Raw genomic sequence first — 17,097 nt, forward strand, 5'->3', positions numbered from 1 at the left:
CCCTCGTCGATCGGATCACTCGGTCATCTCCCTGTTCACACCGGCGCCGGAGCGCGGCGGGACCACATCCGGCCCCGCGCCGCCGGGCGGCGGGACCGCGCCGGACGCCGGGGCACCCCGGTCGACCAGCGGCAGCGAGCGTAGCGCGCGCTCCAGATGCCATTGGAGGTGCGCCGCGACCAGCCCGCTGCACTCGCGGCGTACGCCGGTCTCGGCGGCGTCGGCGTACCCCCAGTCGCCGGAGGTCAGCGCGGACATCAGCTCCAGCGTGGCGGGCGCGGGGTGGGCGGCGCCGGGGGGCCGGCAGTCCGGGCAGACCGCGCCGCCGGCCGGTACGGAGAACGCGCGGTGCCGGCCCGGCTCGCCGCAGACCGCGCAGGCGGCGAGCGCGGGCGCCCAGCCGGCGAACGCCATGCCGCGCAGCAGGTACGCGTCGAGCACGAGCGTGGTGGCATGCTCGCCCCGGGCCAGCGACTTCATCGCGCCGAGGGTGAGCTGGAACAGCCGCAGCGACGGCTCGCGCTCGACCGGGGTGAGCCGCTCGGCGGTCTCGGCGATCGCGCTGGCCGCCGTGTAGCGGGGGTAGTCGCCGAGGAACCGCTTGCCGTACAGCTCGATCGCCTCGACCTGGCTGACGGTGTGCAGTGAGCTGCCCTGGTTGCCCTTGGGGTCACCGGCGAGCTGGAGGTCGACGTGCCCGAACGGTTCCAGCCGCGCGCCGAACCGGCTCATGGTGCGCCGTACGCCCCGGGCCACCGCGCGCAACCGGCCGTGCCGGCGGGTGAACAGCGTGATGATGCGGTCGGACTCGCCCAGCTTCTGCACACGCAGCACCACCGCGTCGTCGCGGTAGAGCTGTCGGCGGTACCCGGCCATCAGGCCATTCTCCCTCCGGGTGCGATCTCAGGGTCGGCTCGGGGTGCACCGTCGGGCGATCCCCGATGTGCCGGGCGTCAGGCCGGACCTAGTGTGCTGGCCATGGCTTCGCTCCGCACCGCTCCCCGGCTACGCGGCGTGGTGGCCGCCACCGCGGCCACCGCCCTCATCGTCCTCGCCGGGTGTGACACCCTCTCGTTCCGCCGCCTCGACTTCGACCAGACCGAGCGGACGAAGATCACGAAGATCACCGTGGACGACGACGGCGCCGGTGACGTCGTGGTCCGGGCCAACGGCCCCGCCGACCAGGTACGCGTCAAGCGCGTGGTCCGCTACCAGGGCGACGAGCCGACCAGCCGGTACGAGATCACTGGCGACGAACTCGTCCTGCCCACCGACTGCGGGCACCGGTGCAGCATCTCCTGGGAGGTGACCGCGCCACCCGGCGTGGTGGTTCGCGGCGGCACCGGCTCGGGCAACGTCGACCTCAGCGACGTCGGCGCGGTGGAGTTCACGCTCAGCTCCGGCGACCTGACCATCAGGGGCGTCACCGGCGCGGTCCGCGCGTCCACCACGTCGGGCAACATCCGGGTCGTGGAGGCGGCCGGCCCGGTGCGGCTGCGGGCCCGCTCCGGCGACATCGAGGCCCGCCGGCTCGACTCCGCGATCGACGCCGAGACCACCTCCGGCAACATCGTGGTCGAGCTGGACGAGCCGGCTCCGGCGCGGGTGCACGCCACGAGCGGCAACGTCGACCTGGCCGTACCCGCCGGCCGCTACCGGGTGCGCGCCACCGCGACCTCCGGCGACACCGACGTGCGCGTCACAAACGACCCGACCGCCTCGGTGCAGCTCGAAGCATCAGCCACCAGCGGCAACGTCACGGTCAGCACCCGCTGACCGGTCCGCGCCCGGTGGTCGCTCAGTCACCGCCGGGTGTGTCCCGCCGGGACGCCGTCGCCCCGGCCGGGTTCTCGGCCGGGCGGCGAGGCGCCGGCACCCGGGCGCCGGCGCTCACCAGCGCGTCCTCCGCCCCGGCGGGGGCCGGGCTGGCCGGTGCCGCCGCCCGGTCGGCCACCGCCCGCCGCGGCTTGCCGGGAAGCAGTTCGGGGGTACGCCGGGCCGCCACGTCCTCGACCCAGCCGACCATGAGCGTCACCACGCCGACGAGGGCGAAGACCAGCCCCACCCGCAGCCACAGGCCGACCGGGTCGCGCGGGGACCAGCCGACCAGGCCGACGAGCGGGGTGAGGAGCACCACGAACGGCATGTGCCAGAGGTAGACGGTCAGCGCCCTCCGGTTCACCACAGTGACCGCCCGGCCGAGCACCGGCAGGCGGTCGACCCACGTCACCCCGACCGGCGCGCGGCCGATCGCCACCAGGATGAACGCGGCCGACCAGAGCGCGTTGCCGAGCGGGATGTCGTTGATGTCGTACCCGCGTGGGCCCGGGTGGGTGACGATCCAGGCCAGCCCGGCGGCGCCGACCACGGCGGCCACCGGCAGCAGCACCCGGTTGCGCATCCGGCGCAGCAGCCCGTCGTGGTGGGCGAAGCCCAGCAGCCAGGCGCCGAAGTAGAGGCCGAACTCGCGCAGCACCGTCGGCGGGTTCGCCAGGACGCCGGCCTCGATCGCGACCAGCAGCAGGTACGGGGCGATGAGCGTGGGCAACGGCGCCCGGCGGAACAGCCAGAGCACGAGCGGCGAGGCCAGCACGAACCACAGGTAGTCCCGCAGGTACCAGATCGGACTGAGCGCCAGCCCGCCCCAGTAGTTCGCCGGCGGGTCACTGATCGGGAAGATCCAGAGCAGCACCTTCGGGCCGAACGCCAGCCCGGTGAGCAGCATGGCCGGCACGAAGACCGCGGCGACCACCCAGAGCGACGGCAGGAGGCGGCGCAGCCGACGCCCGACCGCGCGTACGCCGCTGCGGTCGAGCGATGCCGCCATCAGCGACCCGGCCAGGGCGAACATCACCGACATCGCCGGGAACACCAGCGTGAGCGTGGCGTAGCCGGTGACGTGGTAGGTGACGACGCGCAGGATGGCCAGGAAGCGGAGCAGGTCCAGATAGCGGTTTCGCATCAGCTCACGGCGGGGTCCGGGGGCAGAGACAACGATCCCTACCCTGCTCCCGGACGCTGTGAAACAGCCGAGAACGCCTATGGAAAGTGAGATGTCCCATAGGTCTGGCTGGTCCTGATCATCCGTCGCCGGGAGCCCGCTCCGGCCGCCCGGTCAGAAGCCGAGCTTGCGCAACTGCTTCGGGTCGCGCTGCCAGTCCTTCGCCACGCGTACGTGCAGGTCGAGGTAGACCCTGGTGCCGAGCAACTCCTCGATCTGCCGCCGGGCGGTGGTGCCCACGTGCTTGAGGCGACTGCCCCGGTGGCCGATGACGATGGCCTTCTGGCTCGGGCGCTCCACGTACACGTCGGCGTAGATCTTGGTGAGGTTGCCCTCCGGGATCATCTCCTCGACCACCACGGCGATGGAGTGCGGCAGCTCGTCGCGTACGCCCTCCAGCGCCGCCTCGCGGACCAGCTCCGCGACGAGCACCTGCTCCGGGTCGTCGGTGAGCATGTCGTCCGGGTAGAGCTGCGGCGACTCGGGCAGGTAGCCGGTCATCACGTCCACGAGCGTGTCCACCTGGTGGCCGGAGACCGCGCTGACCGGCACCACGTCGGCGAACTCGCCCAGCTCGCTCACCGCGAGCAACTGCTCGGCCAGCCGCTTCTTGTCCACCAGGTCGGTCTTGGTGACCACCGCCAGCACTGTGGCCTTGAGGCTGGCCAGCTCGCCGGTGATGAAGCGGTCCCCCCGGCCGATCGGCTCGTTCGCCGGGACGCACAGGCCGATCACGTCGACCTCGCTCCAGGTCTCCCGGACCAGGTCGTTGAGGCGCTCGCCGAGCAGCGTACGGGGCCGGTGCAGACCCGGGGTGTCGACGAGCACGAGCTGCGAGTCCGGCCGGTGCAGCACCGCCCGGATGATGTGCCGGGTGGTCTGCGGTTTGTTCGAGGTGATCGCGATCTTGGTGCCGACGATCGCGTTCGTCAGCGTCGACTTACCGGCGTTCGGCCGCCCGACGAAACAGGCGAAACCGGCCCGGTAGGGGCGCGCCTCAGGCGTGGTCACTCGACCACCGTGCCGAGGACGGTGCCGTCCGGCGCGGCCACGTGGACCGGCGCGTCGGCGGACAGGTCACGCACCGCGGCGTGCCCGGCCCCGTCCAGCGTCGACGCCTCGGTCACCACCACGGCGGCCTCCAGCCGGGTCGCGCCCGCCGCCACCGCCGAGGCGACAGCGAGCTGGAGCGCGGTCAACGTCAGCGACGGCAGCGCCACGCTCGCCGCCGCGTACGTCCGGCCGTCCTGGTCGCGTACCGCGGCGCCCTCCACGGCCGCCACCCGGCTCCGCGCGCCCCGGGCCAGGACGACCAGCTTGGCGTCCTCGGCGCTCAGCTCGGCCGGGTCGGCGGGGGTGGGCAGGGCGGCCGGTACGGCGGGTGACTCAGGCATCGGCGGGTTGCCTCTCCTCGGAACGGTTGTTGTCGCCACGGGAATCGGGCGGATCGTTTCGGTCGGTGCCCTCCGGCGTGTCGCCCCGGTCGACCCGGCTCACCAGAACCGTGTCGATCCGGTTGCGCCGGCCGGTCGTGCCCTCGGCAACCAGCCGCAGGCCGGCCACCTCGGCCTCGGCGCCCGGGATGGGCACCCGCCCGAGCGCCTGGGCGAGCAGGCCGCCGACCGTCTCCACCTCGTCGGTGGGTAGCTCGGTGTCGAACAGCTCGCCCAGATTCTCCACCGGCAGCCGCGCGGTCACCCGCACGGCCCCGTCCGGCTGGTGCTCGACCGGCGGGCGCTCGACATCGTACTCGTCGGTGATCTCCCCGACGATCTCCTCCAGGATGTCCTCGATGGTGACCAGCCCGCCGGTGCCGCCGTACTCGTCGACCACGATGACCAGGTGGTTACGGGCCGCCTGCATCTCCGAGAGCAGGTCGTCCACCGGCTTGGACTCCGGCACGAACGTGGCCGGGCGCATCAGCTCGGCCACCGGCATCTGCCGGGCGGCCTGGTCGCCCTGCACCCGCCGGATCAGGTCCTTGAGGTAGAGCACACCGAGCACGTCGTCGACGTTCTCGCCGATCACCGGGATCCGGGAGAACCCGGAACGCAGGAACAACGCCAGCGCCTGCGCGAGCGTCTTGCGCTCCTCGATCCACACCATCTCGGTACGCGGCACCATCACCTCGCGGGCGATGGTGTCGCCGAGCGCGAAGACCGAGTGGATCATCTGGCGCTCGCCGTGCTCCACCACCCCGCGCTGCTCGGCCAGGTCGACCAGCTCCCGCAGCTCCACCTGGGTCGCGAACGGCCCCTCGCGGAAGCCCTTGCCGGGGGTGACCGCGTTGCCGATCAGGATCAGCAACGACGCCAGCGGATTGAGCGCGCGGCCCAGCCATCGCACCAGCGGCGCGACCGCGCGGCCGACCGCGTACGCGTGCTGACGGCCGATCGTCCGCGGACCGACGCCGACCACGACGAAGCTCACCACGGTCATCGCACCGGCGGTCACCAGCGCCGCCCGCCAGCCCGCGCCGAACGTGTCGACAGCCACCAGCGCGACGAGCGTGGTGGCGGTCAGCTCGGCCAGCAGACGCAGCAGGAGCAGCAGGTTCAGATGGCGGACCACGTCACCGGCGACCGCCTGGAGGGCACGCCCGCCACGTGCGCCGTCCCGGGTCAGCTCGGCGGCGCGAGCCGGGGAGACCGCGGCGAGTGCCGCCTCGGTCATCGCGATCAGGCCGGCGAGCACCACCAGCCCGGCGGCGAACACCAGGAGCTGGAGATCAGGCAGACCGGCGGGGGCGCGGACCGCCGCCAAGGCGTCCATCACCGCGACCGGGTCGACCGCCAGCTGGCCAGCAGCCGGGCCTGGAGACCGAACATCTCCCGCTCCTCCTCGGGCTCGGCGTGGTCGTAGCCGAGCAGGTGCAGCACGCCGTGCACGGTGAGCAGGTGCAGCTCGTCGGCGGCCGCGTGCCCGGCGGCGGCGGCCTGCTTGGCCGCCACCTCCGGGCAGAGCACGATGTCGCCGAGCAGGGCCGGCTCACCGCCGGCCGGGGCGCTCTCCCCCGGGCCGTGGTCGACGCTGCCCTCGTCCATGGGGAAGGCGAGCACGTCGGTCGGGCCGTCGCCACCCATCCAGCGGTGGTTCAGCTCCGACATGTACTCGATGTCGACGAGCAGCACGGACAGCTCGGCGAGGGGGTTGACCCCCATCTCGTCGAGGGCGTGCCGCGCGACGGCGAGCACGGCGTCGGTGTCGACGTCGACACCGGACTCGTTGGCGATCTCGATGGACAACTGTCTTCCTCTGATGATGTGACGGCTTCCGCCGGTGGGTCAGCGGCGCCGGCCGGCCCGGCCGCCCTGGGCGGTCCGCCCCGGTACGGCGTGCACGCTCTGCGCCTGCTGGTTCTCCCGCTCGGCGTCCCAGCGGGCGTACGCGTCGACGATCTCGCCCACCAGCTTGTGGCGCACCACGTCGGAGCTGGACAGCTGGGCGAAGTGCACGTCCTCGACGTTGTTCAGGATCTCCCGGACCACCCGCAGGCCACTCGTCGTCCCGCCGGGAAGGTCCACCTGGGTTACGTCGCCGGTGACGACGATCTTGGACCCGAAGCCGAGCCGGGTGAGGAACATCTTCATCTGCTCGGGCGTGGTGTTCTGCGCCTCGTCCAGGATGATGAACGCGTCGTTTAGGGTGCGGCCCCTCATGTATGCCAGCGGCGCGACCTCGATCGTGCCGGCGGCCATCAGCTTGGGGATGGTCTCCGGGTCGAGCATGTCGTGCAGCGCGTCGTAGAGCGGGCGCAGGTAGGGGTCGATCTTCTCGTTCAGGGTGCCGGGCAGGAAGCCCAGCCGCTCCCCCGCCTCGACCGCCGGCCGGGTCAGGATGATCCGGTTGACCTGCTTGGCCTGGAGCGCCTGCACGGCCTTCGCCATGGCCAGGTAGGTCTTGCCGGTACCCGCCGGGCCGATGCCGAAGACGATGGTGTGGGCGTCGATCGCGTCGACGTACTTCTTCTGCCCCAGCGTCTTGGGACGGATGGTGCGGCCGCGACGGGAGAGGATGTTGAGCGTCAGGACCTCGGCGGGCCGCTCGGCGCCGCCCTGTTCGAGCATGCCGACGGTACGCCGTACCGCGTCTGTGGTCAGGGTCTCGCCTTTCTCGATCAGTTCGAGCAGCTCACTGAAGAGGCGCTCGGCGAGGGCGTTGTCGGCGGGGGCGCCGGTTATGGTGATCTCGTTGCCGCGGACGTGGACGTCGCTGTCGATCGAGCGCTCGACGAGGCGCAGGATCTCGTCGCCCGCGCCGAGCAGGTTCACCATGATCTTCTGGTCGGGAACCGTGATCCTGGTCTGCACACGCGGCGTGCCGGGAGGTGGGGTGCCGGTCATAGGTCGGGCCGTCGGGCCCTGCGCCACCTGCTCTCCGCTTCTCGGGCGCCGGGCCCTGCCGGCGCGGCGTACGGTACCTCCATCGTATCGGGTCGGCACCGTACGCACCGCGCCCATTTCCGGGTGCCCGGCGCTCAGTCGCCGACGCGGAAGTCGTACCCGTCGAAGGTCTCCTGGGCGCGGGTGAAGCGGTAGGTCGCCCAGTGCATCCGGACCACCACGCCCCGTTCGTCGCGGGTCAGCCTCAGCAGCTCACCCACCTCGCGGCCGGAGACCGTGCGGAACACGTCCGGCCGGTCCGGCAGCGGCGCGAAGACGGCGGGCGGCTTCCCGGCCGGGTCGTCCGCGCCACGTGCCCGCAACGTCCCGTCGTGCCAGGAGAAGACGTACTCGAAGCCCTCGCCCCACCAGCGGCCCAGCACGCCACGCAGGTGGTCCGGCGCGGGCGGCCCGGGACGCCACGGCTCGATCTCCGCCGGGTCGTGCTCGGCGGCGGCGGCGAGCAGCCGGTGGGGCAGTTCCAGCACCTCCACGCCGGTGCCGGACGAGCCGAGCACCGCGACGCCCATCGCCCCGGCGGTGCCCTGGCCGCCGCGCCGCCCGTAGACGGCGGCGAGGAATCCGGGCATCGCGCCGTCGTGGCCCACGTGGGTCACCCGGTCCGGCTGCGGAACCAGAATCAGCCCCAGCCCGAAGCCGGCCGACCAGACCGACTCGTCGGTGGGGGTCAGCGGCCAGCGCATCTCCTCGACCGTCGTCGCGGCGAGCACCGCGCCGTCCGGGTCCACCGCCGCCGGGTCGGCCAGGAACGCGGCCCAGCGGGCCATGTCCGTCGCGGTGCTCCAGAGCTGCGCGGCGGGGGCCACCGCGCCGAAGTCGGCGGGTGGTTCCGGGTGGGCCTCGTCGGAGTACGCGTCGACCAGGAACCCGGTCGCGGCGCGCCCGGTCGGGTACGGCCCGGTGGCGGTCAGCCCGAGCGGGGTGAGCACCCGGTCGGCCAGCACCTCGGCCCAGGTGCCGCCGCGCAGCCGGGCGACCGCCTCGCCGAGCAGCGCCAGGCCGAGGTTGGAGTAGTGGAAGCGCCGCCCGGTGGGCAGCACCCGCTCGACCCGGGCCAGGTCGGCCAGCATCTCGCCGACGGCCGGGGCACGCAGACTGTCCCACACGTCGCCGTGCGGCTCGCGTTGCAGGCCGGCGGTGTGCGACAGCAGCCGGCGTACTGTCGCGTCGCCGTGCGCGGGCAGGTCGAGGTGCCGCCCGATCGGGTCGTCCAGGTCGAGCAGGCCGTCGTCGCGGCACTGCATGACGAGTGCCGCGGTGAAGGTCTTGGTGACCGAGCCGATGCGGAACACCGTCTCCGGCCCCAGCGGGGTGTCGTTGCCGGTGTCCCCCACGGTGCAGGTCCAGAGCGGCCGGTCGGCCCGGTGCAGGGCGGCCGACACCGCCGGGATCCGCCCGGTGGCCTGCGCCTGGCGCACCATCCGGCCGAGCCGGTCGGAGACATCGGTCATCGGCAGAGCATCGGGCCGAGCGGCGCGCCGCCGAGCAGGTGGGCGTGCGCGTGGAAGACCTCCTGGCCACCGTACGGGCCGGTGTTGAACATCAGCCGGAACCCGTCCACGGTCAGGCCCTCCTCCTCCGCGACCACGGCGGCGGTCTGGAGCACCTCGCCGGCCAGCTCGGGCGCGCCCTGGGCCAGCGTGGCCACGTCCGCGTAGTGCTCCTTCGGGATCACCAGCACGTGGGTCGGCGCCTTCGGGTCGATGTCCCGGAAGGCCAGGGTGGTGGCGGTCTCGCGGACGATGGTGGCCGGAATCTCCCCGGCGACGATCCGGCAGAAGAGGCAGTCCATCGCAGCAGTGTAAGGAAGGGCCCCTGCTTAACGCCTCCGGTAGGTGAAGGGGCCCTTCTTAACACCGGGGCCCGATGCGGCAGGATGGCCGCCATGTCGGGACGGGCGGTGCTGGTGACGGGGGCCTCGCGGGGCATCGGGCGGGCGGTGGCGCGGGCGTTCGCCGCCGGTGGGGACCGGGTGGCGATCCACCACCGGGACTCGGCCGAGCTGGCGGAGCGGCTGGGCGCCGAACTGCCCGGCGAGGGGCACGTGGTGGTACGCGCCGACCTGGCCGACGCCGACGCGGTGCGCGCGATGGTGGACGAGGCGGCCCAGCGGCTCGGCGGGCTCGACGTGCTCGTGAACAACGCGGGCGTGTTCGGGCCGGCCGATCCCCCGCACCCGGTCTTCGAGAGCAGCTACGAGCAGTGGCGGGCGCGGTGGCGGGAGGTGCTGGACACCAACCTGGTCGGCGCCGCGAACGCCGCCTGGTGCGCCGCGCAGCACATGCGCGAGCGCGGGGGCCGGATCGTGAACGTGTCGTCCCGTGGGGCGTTCCGGGGCGAGCCGGCCAACCCGGCGTACGGGGCCAGCAAGGCCGGGATGAACGCGATGGCCCAGTCGCTGGCGGTGGCCCTGGCACCGTACGGCATCGGTGTGGCGTGCGTGGCGCCTGGCTTCGTCGAGACCGACATGACGAACGAGCACCTGAAGAGCGAGCGGGGCGAGGCGGTACGCGCCCAGTCCCCGTTCCACCGGGTGGCCCGGCCGGAGGAGATAGCCGCGGCGGTGCACTGGCTGGCGAGCCCCGAAGCCGAGTGGGCGGCAGGCACCATCATCGACCTGAACGGCGCCTCCTACCTCCGCTCCTGACCTCCGCCCCCTGACCTCCGGCGATCTTGCACTTTCAGCCCCGCAAAAAGGCACAAAAGGGGCGCAACGCGGGCCGAAACTGCAAGATCAGCGCGGGCCGGGAGAGCGGGGCGGGGAGAGCGCGGGCGGGGAGAGCGCGGGCTCGGGTTACCAGTGGGTCAGGCGGGTGGCCAGGACTGTGAGGGCGGCTACTCCTGCCGTGGACGTGCGCAGGACCGACGGGCCCAGGCGGACCGTCCGGGCTCCGGCGTCGGCGAAGGTGGCCAGCTCGTGGTCGGCGATGCCGCCCTCCGGGCCGACCACCAGCACGATCTCCCCGGCGGCCGGCAGGTCGACGGTGGTCAGCCGGTCCTGTGCGCCCTCGTGCAGCACGAACGCGCCGGCCGCCCCGGCGATCCGGCGGGCCACCGAGGCGGTGGACTCGTCCGGCGCGCCCGCCACCACCGGCAGCCACGGGCGGCGGGCCTGCTTCGCCGCCTCCCGGGCGGTGGCCACCCACTTCTGCCGGGCCCGTTCACCCCGCTCACCGCGCCACTGCGCCACTGAGCGGGACGCCGCCCAGGGCACGATCTCGTCCACGCCGACCTCGGTCATCGCCTGCACGGCGAGTTCACCCCGGTCGCCCTTGGCGATGCCCTGCACCACGACCAGGCGGGGCACCGGCGCGTCCGCGTACCCCCGGCTGGTGACCCGCAGGTCGAGCGTGCCGCGGCCGACGGCGGTGACCACGGCGGCGGCGGTGCCGCCCCGGCCGTCGGCGAGCACCAGTTCCTCACCGACGCGCAGCCGCTGCACGGTGGCCGCGTGGTGGCCCTCCGGGCCGTCGAGCGTCAGCGTGTCACCGGTGGGCAGCGCCTCGACCAGGAACAGCGGCGCGGACACCTCAGGCGTGCCCGTTGAAGGCGTCGCGCATCCGGGAGAAGAAGCCGCCCTCCTTGGTCAGCTCGGCGACCTCCTCGCCGCGCGTCTTGGCGAAGTCGCGCAGCATCCGCTCCTGGTCGGCGTCCAGCTTGGTCGGGGTACGCACGTCCAGGTGCACGTAGAGGTCACCCCGGCCGGTGCCGCGCAGGTGCGGTACGCCCCGGGCGCGCAGCCGCAGCGTGCTGCCGGGCTGGGTGCCGGGCTTGACGTCGACCGTCTCCTCGCTGTCCAGCGTCTTGATGGTCAGCCGGGTGCCGAGCGCGGCGGCGGTCATCGGCACCGTCACCCGGCAGTGCAGGTCGTCGCCCTTGCGGGAGTAGACGTCGTGCGGCCGCTCGTGGATCTCCACGTAGAGGTCGCCGGCGGTGCCGCCACCGGGGCCGACCTCGCCCTGCTGGGCCAGGCGGATCCGCATGCCGTCCTCGACCCCGGCCGGGATCTTGACGGTCAGCGAGCGGCGGGTGCGCACCCGGCCGTCACCGGCGCAGGTCGGGCAGGGGTGCGGGATGGTGGTGCCGTAGCCCTGGCAGACGGTGCACGGCCGGGCGGAGACGACCTGACCGAGGAAGGTCCGCTGCACCGACTGCACCTCGCCCCGGCCGCCGCACGCCTCGCAGGTGGCCAGGTGGGTGCCGGCGGCGGTGCCGGCGCCGGAGCAGGTGGTGCAGAGCACTGCGGTGTCGACGGTGATCGGCGCCTCGACGCCGAACGCGGTCTCGTTGAGGTCCAGTTCCAGGCGCAGGATCGCGTCCGCGCCGGGGCGGGTACGCGGACGCGGTCCCCGGCTGCCGCCCGCGGCGCCGCCGAAGAACGCGTCCATGATGTCCTGGAAGCCGACGAACGGACCGGCGCCGCCCGGGCCGCCGGGACCGCCCATGCCACCGCCGCCCGGGGCGAGCGGGTCACCGCCGAGGTCGACGATCTGCCGCTTCCGGTCGTCCGAGAGGACCTCGTACGCGGCGTTGATGTCCTTGAACTTCTCCTGGGCCTCCGGGTCCGGATTGACGTCCGGGTGGAACTGCCGCGCCAGCTTGCGGTAGGCGCGCTTGATCTCGTCGTCGGAGGCGTCCCGGCTCACGCCGAGAATGCCGTAGTAGTCCCTGGCCACTGCGTTAGGTGTCCTCATGTTCGTCTCGCGTCGCTCCGGTCGTCGGCCGGAACCGGCCGTCGGCCCTGACTGGTCAGTTCTGGGCCAGCAGTTCGCCCACGTAGCGTGCCACGGCCCTCACCATGGCGATATTGCCGGGGTAGTCCATCCGGGTCGGCCCGAGCACGCCGAGACCGCCGACGATGGTGCTGCCCGGTCCGTAGCCGGTGCTGACCACCGAGGCGGCCCGCAGGTTGTCGAATTCGTTCTCGTCGCCGATGAGCACCCGGGTGGTGCTCGGCTCGGTCTCGCCGATCAGCTTGAGCAGCACGACCTCTTCTTCGAGCGCCTCCAAGATGGGGCGCAGCGAGCCCTGGAAGTCGAGCAGGCCACCCCGGGTGAGGTTGGCCTGGCCAGCCAGCGCGAGGCGCTCCTCGTGCCGTTCCACGAGCGTCTCCAGCAGCACGGTGGAGAGCGTGGTCATGGCCGGGCGCAGGTGCGGCGCCGACTCCTCGACGAGCGCCTGCACCAGCGGCGGCGTCTCGGCGAGCTGGCTGCCGACGAGTTTCTCGTTGACCAGCCGGCGCAGGTCGGTCACGTCGTCGGCGGGCACCGGGGCGGGCAGCTCGACCAGCCGCTGCTCGACCCGGCCGGTGTCGGCGATCATCACGACCATCAGCCGGGTGGTGGAGATCGGCACCAGCTCCAGGTGACGCACCTTGGAGCGGGCCAGGCTCGGGTACTGCACCACCGCCACCTGCCGGGTGAGCTGGGCGAGCAGCCGGACCGTGCGGTGCACCACGTCGTCCAGGTCCACGGCGCCGACCAGGAAGCGCTCGATCGCCCGGCGCTCGGCCGGGCTGAGCGGCTTGACCCGGGACAGCCGGTCGACGAAGAGGCGGTAGCCGCGATCGGTGGGCACCCGGCCGGCGCTGGTGTGCGGCTGCCGGATGTAGCCCTCCTCCTCCAGCACCGCCATGTCGTTGCGCACGGTGGCCGGCGAGACGCCGAGCTGGTGCCGCTCGACCAGCGTCTTGCTGCCGACCGGCTCCTGCGTGGCGACGTAGTCCTCGACGATCGCGCGCAGCACGGCGAGTTTGCGGTCGTCGAGACCCATTCCACACCTCCTGACGCACCTCGGCCGGGCCGGCGCGCGGCATCCGCCGGGCGGCTGGCACTCGACTGTAGCGAGTGCCAGTCTACGTCGGCACCCCCGGCGATGCGATGATCGCCTGACGGACCTGCGGTGCGGCCCACCACACACCGCTTCCCACCAGGGCCGAACAGCCGGTCATCGTCGGTCTGTGTCGCTCTGGTGCGAGTTGACCGGTGCACCTACCGTGGCGACCATGACTGAACCTCCTCGCCCTCCCGGGGCAGGGGACTCCGGCCCCCAGCCCGACCCGTCGGCGCCCTACGGCTCGTCGCCGGGCAACGAACCGCCCACCGCCCCACTGTCCGGGGCGCCGGGCGCGGGCGGCTATCCCCCGCCCGGTGACTATCCGCCCCCGGGCGGCTACCCGCCCCCCGGCGGCGGCTACCCCCCGCCGGGTGGTTACCCCCCGCCCGGCGGCGCGCCCGGCTACCCCGCCGGCGGCGGGTACGGCCCCGCCGCGTACGCCAACAACGACGAGAAGACGTGGGCCCTGGTGGCGCACTTCGGTGGCGCCGCGGGTGTCATCGTCGGCGGCGGCCTGCTCGGCTGGGTCGCCCCGCTCATCGCGCTGATGACCCGCGGTCAGCAGTCGCCGACGGTCCGCGCGCACGCGGTCGCGGCGCTGAACTTCCAGATCACCTGGACCATCGCCAGCGTGCTCGCCTGGGTGATCACGGTCATCACCTGCGGGATCCTGTTCTTCGTCCCGATGCTGGTCTGGCTGGTGCCGCTGATCTTCGGGATCGTCGGCGGGGTCAAGGCCAACGAGGGCGTGCTGTACCGCTACCCGTTGACCTACAACTTCGTCAAGTGACACCACCGGCCGGCCGAGGGGGCGGCCGGCCGGTGCCGGTCACGGCAGCAGGTCGCGTACCACCGCGTCGGCCAGCAGCCGCCCGCGCAGCGTCAGCACCACCAGCCCCCGCGCGTACGCCCCGGCGTCGAGCAGCCCGGCGTCCCGGGCCCGCTCGGCTTCCGCCCGGCCGGAGGGGTCCAGCACGTCCAGCGGCAGCCCGGAGGCGAGCCGCACCCGCAGCATCACGTCCTCCATGTGCTGCTCGTCGGAGGTGAGCTGCTCCCGGGCCAGCGCGGGCGAGGCGCCCTCGGCCAGCCGCGCCGCGTACGCGCTCGGGTGCTTGACGTTCCACCACCGCACGCCGCCGACGTGGCTGTGCGCCCCCGGGCCCAGGCCCCACCAGTCGGCGCCGGTCCAGTAGAGCAGGTTGTGCCGGCACCGGGCCGCCGCCGAGCGGGCCCAGTTCGACACCTCGTACCAGGAGAATCCGGCCGCGCCGAGCGCGGCCTCCGCGGCCAGGTAGCGGTCCGCCGCCACGTCGTCGGAGGGGTACGGCAGCTCGCCCCGGCGCATCCGCGCGGCCAGCCGGGTGCCGTCCTCCACGATCAGGGCGTACGCGCTGACGTGGTCCACGCCCGCGTCGACCACCTGGGCCAGCGAGGCGGCGAAGTCCTCGGCCGTCTCGCCCGGCGTGCCGTAGATCAGGTCCAGGTTCACGTGCGCGAACCCGGCGTCACGCGCCTCCAGGGCGGCGGCGGTGGCCCGGCCCGCGCTGTGCCGCCGGTCGAGCACCGCGAGCACCCCCGGCGCGGCGGACTGCATGCCCAGCGAGATCCGGGTGTACCCGGCCGCCCGCAGCGTCCTGAGCGACTCCGGGCTCACCGACTCGGGGTTGGCCTCGGTGGTCACCTCGGCGTCGGCGGCCAGCCCCCAGACGCGGTCGATGCCGTCGAGGATCCGGGCCAGGTCGTCGGCGGGCAGCAGGGTGGGCGTGCCGCCGCCGACGAAGACGGTGTCGACCCGGGGCGGCGGCGAGTCGCCCAGCACCCGGGCGGCCAGCGCCAGCTCCGCCAGCACCGAGTCGGCGTACGTCTCCCGGCTCGCCCCGCCACCCAGCTCGGAGGCGGTGTACGTGTTGAAGTCGCAGTAACCGCACCGGCTGGCACAGAACGGCACGTGCACGTACACGCCGAAGCCGCGTGCGCCGACGGCGCGGGTGGCGGTGGCGGGCAGCGATCCGTCGCGCGGGACGGGTTCGCCTTCTGGAAGGACGCCGGGCATGGCCACTAGTGTGCCCGGCATGACCTCTCCGGACGCTCTCGTGCGAGTCGCCACGGCCCGTGGGGTGACCACCCTCACCCTGGACAGCCCGCACAATCGCAACGCGCTCTCCACGCCCCTGATGACCGAGCTGCTGGCCGGGCTGGCCGGCGCGGTCGCCGACGACGCGGTACGCGCGATCGTGCTCGACCACACCGGCCCGGTCTTCTGCTCCGGCGCCGACCTGAAGGAGACGGCCGCCGCGTACGCCAGCGGCACGGTGCCCGCCGGAATGCTCGGCGACGTGCTGGTGGCGGTGCGGGAGTGCCCGAAGCCGGTGGTGGCGAAGATCGCCGGGCCGGCCCGGGCCGGCGGGCTGGGCCTGATCGCCGCCGCCGACCTGGCGGTCTGCGCGCAGGAGGCGACGTTCGCGTTCACCGAGGTGCGGATCGGGGTGATCCCGGCGGTGATCTCGGCGACCGTGCTGCCCCGGCTGGGCCAGCGGGCCGCCGCCGAGCTGTACCTGACCGGCGACACGTTCGACGGCCGCCGGGCCGCCGAGATCGGCCTGGTCACCGCCGCGGTGCCGGGCGACGAACTGGACGCCGCCGTCGGGCGCTACTGCGCCTCGCTGGTCAAGGGCGCGCCGGGGGCGCTGGCCGGGGCGAAGGAGCTGCTGCGCCGGCCCGCCGCTCCCGACCTGCGGGCCGAGATCGGCGAGTTGGCCGCGCTGTCCACCGGGTACTTCCTCTCCGACGAGGGGCGCGAGGGTGTGATGGCGTTCCGGGAGAAGCGTCCCGCCGCCTGGGTGCCCGCCGAGGACTGAGGTGCGCGGCGGTCCCCGCGGAAGCCGCTCCGGCCGACGTGGGGCCCGCCGGTCGGCCGAGACCCGCCGGTGCGGGTGGGACGTACGCTTGTCGGACTGTCGGGACAGGGGGTGCGGGTGCGGACGCGAGCGGCGATCGTGGCATCTGGGGTGGCGGTGTGCGTGCTGGCGCTGCTCGCGGTCTACGTCGTGACCAAGCAGTTCGGTGAGCACCTGCGGCTCCCCCTGTCCAGCCGGACCTGCACCGTGCAGGCGGACGGCGAGGTGGTGCTCGGTGCCGACCAGATGGCGAACGCGGCCACCATCGCGGCCATCGGCATGCAGCGCCGGATGCCCGAGCGCGCGGTGGTGGTGGCGCTGGCGACCGCGTACCAGGAGTCGCACCTGCGCAACATCGCCCACGGCGACCGCGACTCGCTCGGCCTGTTCCAGCAGCGCCCGAGCCAGGGCTGGGGCACCCCGGAGCAGGTCCAGGATCCGCGGTACGCGGCGAACAAGTTCTACGCCGCGCTGAAGAAGGTCAGGGGCTGGGAGCGGATGCGGGTCACCGACGCCGCCCAGCGGGTGCAGCGGTCGGCGTTCCCCGAGGCGTACGAGAAGTGGGCGGACGAGTCGGAGGTCCTCACCCGCGCGTTGCTCGGCCACGCGACCGGCGCGGTGGCCTGCACCGTCTCCTCGCCGCCGACGATGCGCGGCCCGGCCGCCGCGAGCGCCGTGCTGGAGAGCCTGTCGCTGGACTGGGGGCTGCCCCGGCTGCCCACGGCGACGGACCTGACCGCGCTCACCGTGCCGGCGGGCGGCGACCGCAACGGCTGGCGGTACGCGCACTGGCTGGTCTCGCACGCCGACGACCACGGCGTGAAGAGGGTCCGCTTCGGCAACCTGGAGTGGACCGCCGAGCAGGGCTCCTGGGCCCGGGTCAAGGGTGACCCGGCCACCGAGGTGCGGGCCGAGGTGTTCGCCGCGGCCTGACCGCCGCCGGGTCGGCCCGCACCGCCGG

Annotated in this window: 18 protein-coding genes; 5 read left to right on the forward strand and 13 right to left on the reverse strand. The window is 73.6% G+C overall.

Features of this window, described 5'->3' with window-relative positions:
- Positions 1–15 precede the first annotated feature (15 nt).
- Positions 16–876, reverse strand: coding sequence for a DNA repair protein RecO (gene recO / locus KSK32_RS04485; protein ID WP_216928735.1), 861 nt, complete (start codon positions 874–876; stop codon positions 16–18).
- 102 nt (positions 877–978) lie between these two features.
- On the opposite strand from recO, the gene KSK32_RS04490 reads away from it, so the two are divergent.
- A complete protein-coding gene (locus tag KSK32_RS04490; protein WP_254186938.1) occupies positions 979–1,776 on the forward strand; it encodes a DUF4097 family beta strand repeat-containing protein in 798 nt (265 codons plus the stop codon).
- 22 nt (positions 1,777–1,798) lie between these two features.
- On the opposite strand, the gene KSK32_RS04495 is transcribed toward KSK32_RS04490, so the two are convergent.
- The 8 genes from KSK32_RS04495 to KSK32_RS04530 form a co-directional block, all read right to left on the reverse strand.
- On the reverse strand, positions 1,799–2,962 hold the full coding sequence (locus KSK32_RS04495) for an acyltransferase (RefSeq protein WP_216928737.1): 1,164 nt from the start codon (positions 2,960–2,962) through the stop codon (positions 1,799–1,801).
- Between the two features lie 153 nt (positions 2,963–3,115).
- Positions 3,116–4,012, reverse strand: coding sequence for a GTPase Era (gene era, locus KSK32_RS04500; RefSeq protein WP_216928739.1), 897 nt, complete (start codon positions 4,010–4,012; stop codon positions 3,116–3,118).
- On the reverse strand, positions 4,009–4,395 hold the full coding sequence (locus KSK32_RS04505) for a cytidine deaminase (RefSeq protein WP_216928740.1): 387 nt from the start codon (positions 4,393–4,395) through the stop codon (positions 4,009–4,011). The genes era and KSK32_RS04505 overlap by 4 nt, the downstream gene beginning before the upstream one ends.
- Complete coding sequence (locus tag KSK32_RS04510; RefSeq protein ID WP_216935806.1) at positions 4,388–5,797, reverse strand: hemolysin family protein; 1,410 nt, start codon at positions 5,795–5,797, stop codon at positions 4,388–4,390. The genes KSK32_RS04505 and KSK32_RS04510 overlap by 8 nt, the downstream gene beginning before the upstream one ends.
- A complete protein-coding gene (gene ybeY / locus KSK32_RS04515) occupies positions 5,773–6,246 on the reverse strand; it encodes an rRNA maturation RNase YbeY (RefSeq protein ID WP_018787334.1) in 474 nt (157 codons plus the stop codon). Before ybeY ends, KSK32_RS04510 begins: the two co-directional genes overlap by 25 nt.
- Before the next feature lie 39 nt (positions 6,247–6,285).
- A complete protein-coding gene (locus KSK32_RS04520) occupies positions 6,286–7,344 on the reverse strand; it encodes a PhoH family protein (protein ID WP_091421739.1) in 1,059 nt (352 codons plus the stop codon).
- Positions 7,345–7,478: 134 nt separating this feature from the next.
- A complete protein-coding gene (locus tag KSK32_RS04525; RefSeq protein WP_216928742.1) occupies positions 7,479–8,855 on the reverse strand; it encodes a serine hydrolase in 1,377 nt (458 codons plus the stop codon).
- Positions 8,852–9,196: a histidine triad nucleotide-binding protein gene (locus tag KSK32_RS04530; protein WP_216928744.1), complete on the reverse strand. Its 345-nt coding sequence runs from the start codon at positions 9,194–9,196 to the stop codon at positions 8,852–8,854. Before KSK32_RS04530 ends, KSK32_RS04525 begins: the two co-directional genes overlap by 4 nt.
- Before the next feature lie 93 nt (positions 9,197–9,289).
- Here KSK32_RS04530 and KSK32_RS04535 point away from each other — a divergent pair, with 93 nt between their 5' ends.
- Complete coding sequence (locus tag KSK32_RS04535; protein ID WP_216928746.1) at positions 9,290–10,051, forward strand: SDR family NAD(P)-dependent oxidoreductase; 762 nt, start codon at positions 9,290–9,292, stop codon at positions 10,049–10,051.
- A 147-nt stretch (positions 10,052–10,198) separates the two neighbouring features.
- Here KSK32_RS04535 and KSK32_RS04540 read toward each other — a convergent pair whose 3' ends face one another.
- The 3 genes from KSK32_RS04540 to hrcA all read right to left on the reverse strand — a co-directional run bounded on the left by KSK32_RS04540 (position 10,199) and on the right by hrcA (position 13,176).
- Positions 10,199–10,933: a 16S rRNA (uracil(1498)-N(3))-methyltransferase gene (locus KSK32_RS04540; RefSeq protein WP_216928748.1), complete on the reverse strand. Its 735-nt coding sequence runs from the start codon at positions 10,931–10,933 to the stop codon at positions 10,199–10,201.
- 1 nt (position 10,934) lies between these two features.
- The gene (gene dnaJ, locus KSK32_RS04545) at positions 10,935–12,080 is read right to left on the reverse strand and encodes a molecular chaperone DnaJ (protein WP_216928750.1); all 1,146 of its coding nucleotides are present in this window, start codon (positions 12,078–12,080) and stop codon (positions 10,935–10,937) included.
- 73 nt (positions 12,081–12,153) lie between these two features.
- Positions 12,154–13,176 carry a heat-inducible transcriptional repressor HrcA gene (hrcA, locus tag KSK32_RS04550; protein WP_216928752.1) on the reverse strand — a complete coding sequence of 341 codons (1,023 nt, stop codon included), beginning with the start codon at positions 13,174–13,176 and terminating at the stop codon, positions 12,154–12,156.
- A gap of 232 nt (positions 13,177–13,408) precedes the next feature.
- Between hrcA and KSK32_RS04555 the strand changes: the two genes are divergently transcribed.
- Positions 13,409–14,029 (forward strand): DUF4870 domain-containing protein, encoded by a 621-nt coding sequence (locus KSK32_RS04555; protein ID WP_216928754.1) that lies wholly within the window; start codon positions 13,409–13,411, stop codon positions 14,027–14,029.
- 39 nt (positions 14,030–14,068) lie between these two features.
- On the opposite strand, the gene hemW is transcribed toward KSK32_RS04555, so the two are convergent.
- Entirely contained in the window at positions 14,069–15,292 is a 1,224-nt protein-coding gene (gene hemW, locus KSK32_RS04560) for a radical SAM family heme chaperone HemW (RefSeq protein WP_216928755.1), read from the reverse strand.
- 19 nt (positions 15,293–15,311) lie between these two features.
- On the opposite strand from hemW, the gene KSK32_RS04565 reads away from it, so the two are divergent.
- The gene (locus KSK32_RS04565) at positions 15,312–16,097 is read left to right on the forward strand and encodes an enoyl-CoA hydratase-related protein (protein ID WP_216928773.1); all 786 of its coding nucleotides are present in this window, start codon (positions 15,312–15,314) and stop codon (positions 16,095–16,097) included.
- A gap of 111 nt (positions 16,098–16,208) precedes the next feature.
- The gene (locus KSK32_RS04570) at positions 16,209–17,069 is read left to right on the forward strand and encodes a hypothetical protein (protein WP_216928776.1); all 861 of its coding nucleotides are present in this window, start codon (positions 16,209–16,211) and stop codon (positions 17,067–17,069) included.
- Positions 17,070–17,097: the final 28 nt, after the last annotated feature.

This window comes from Micromonospora sp. WMMB482 (genome assembly GCF_019038635.1).
Taxonomy (GTDB): domain Bacteria; phylum Actinomycetota; class Actinomycetes; order Mycobacteriales; family Micromonosporaceae; genus Micromonospora; species Micromonospora marina.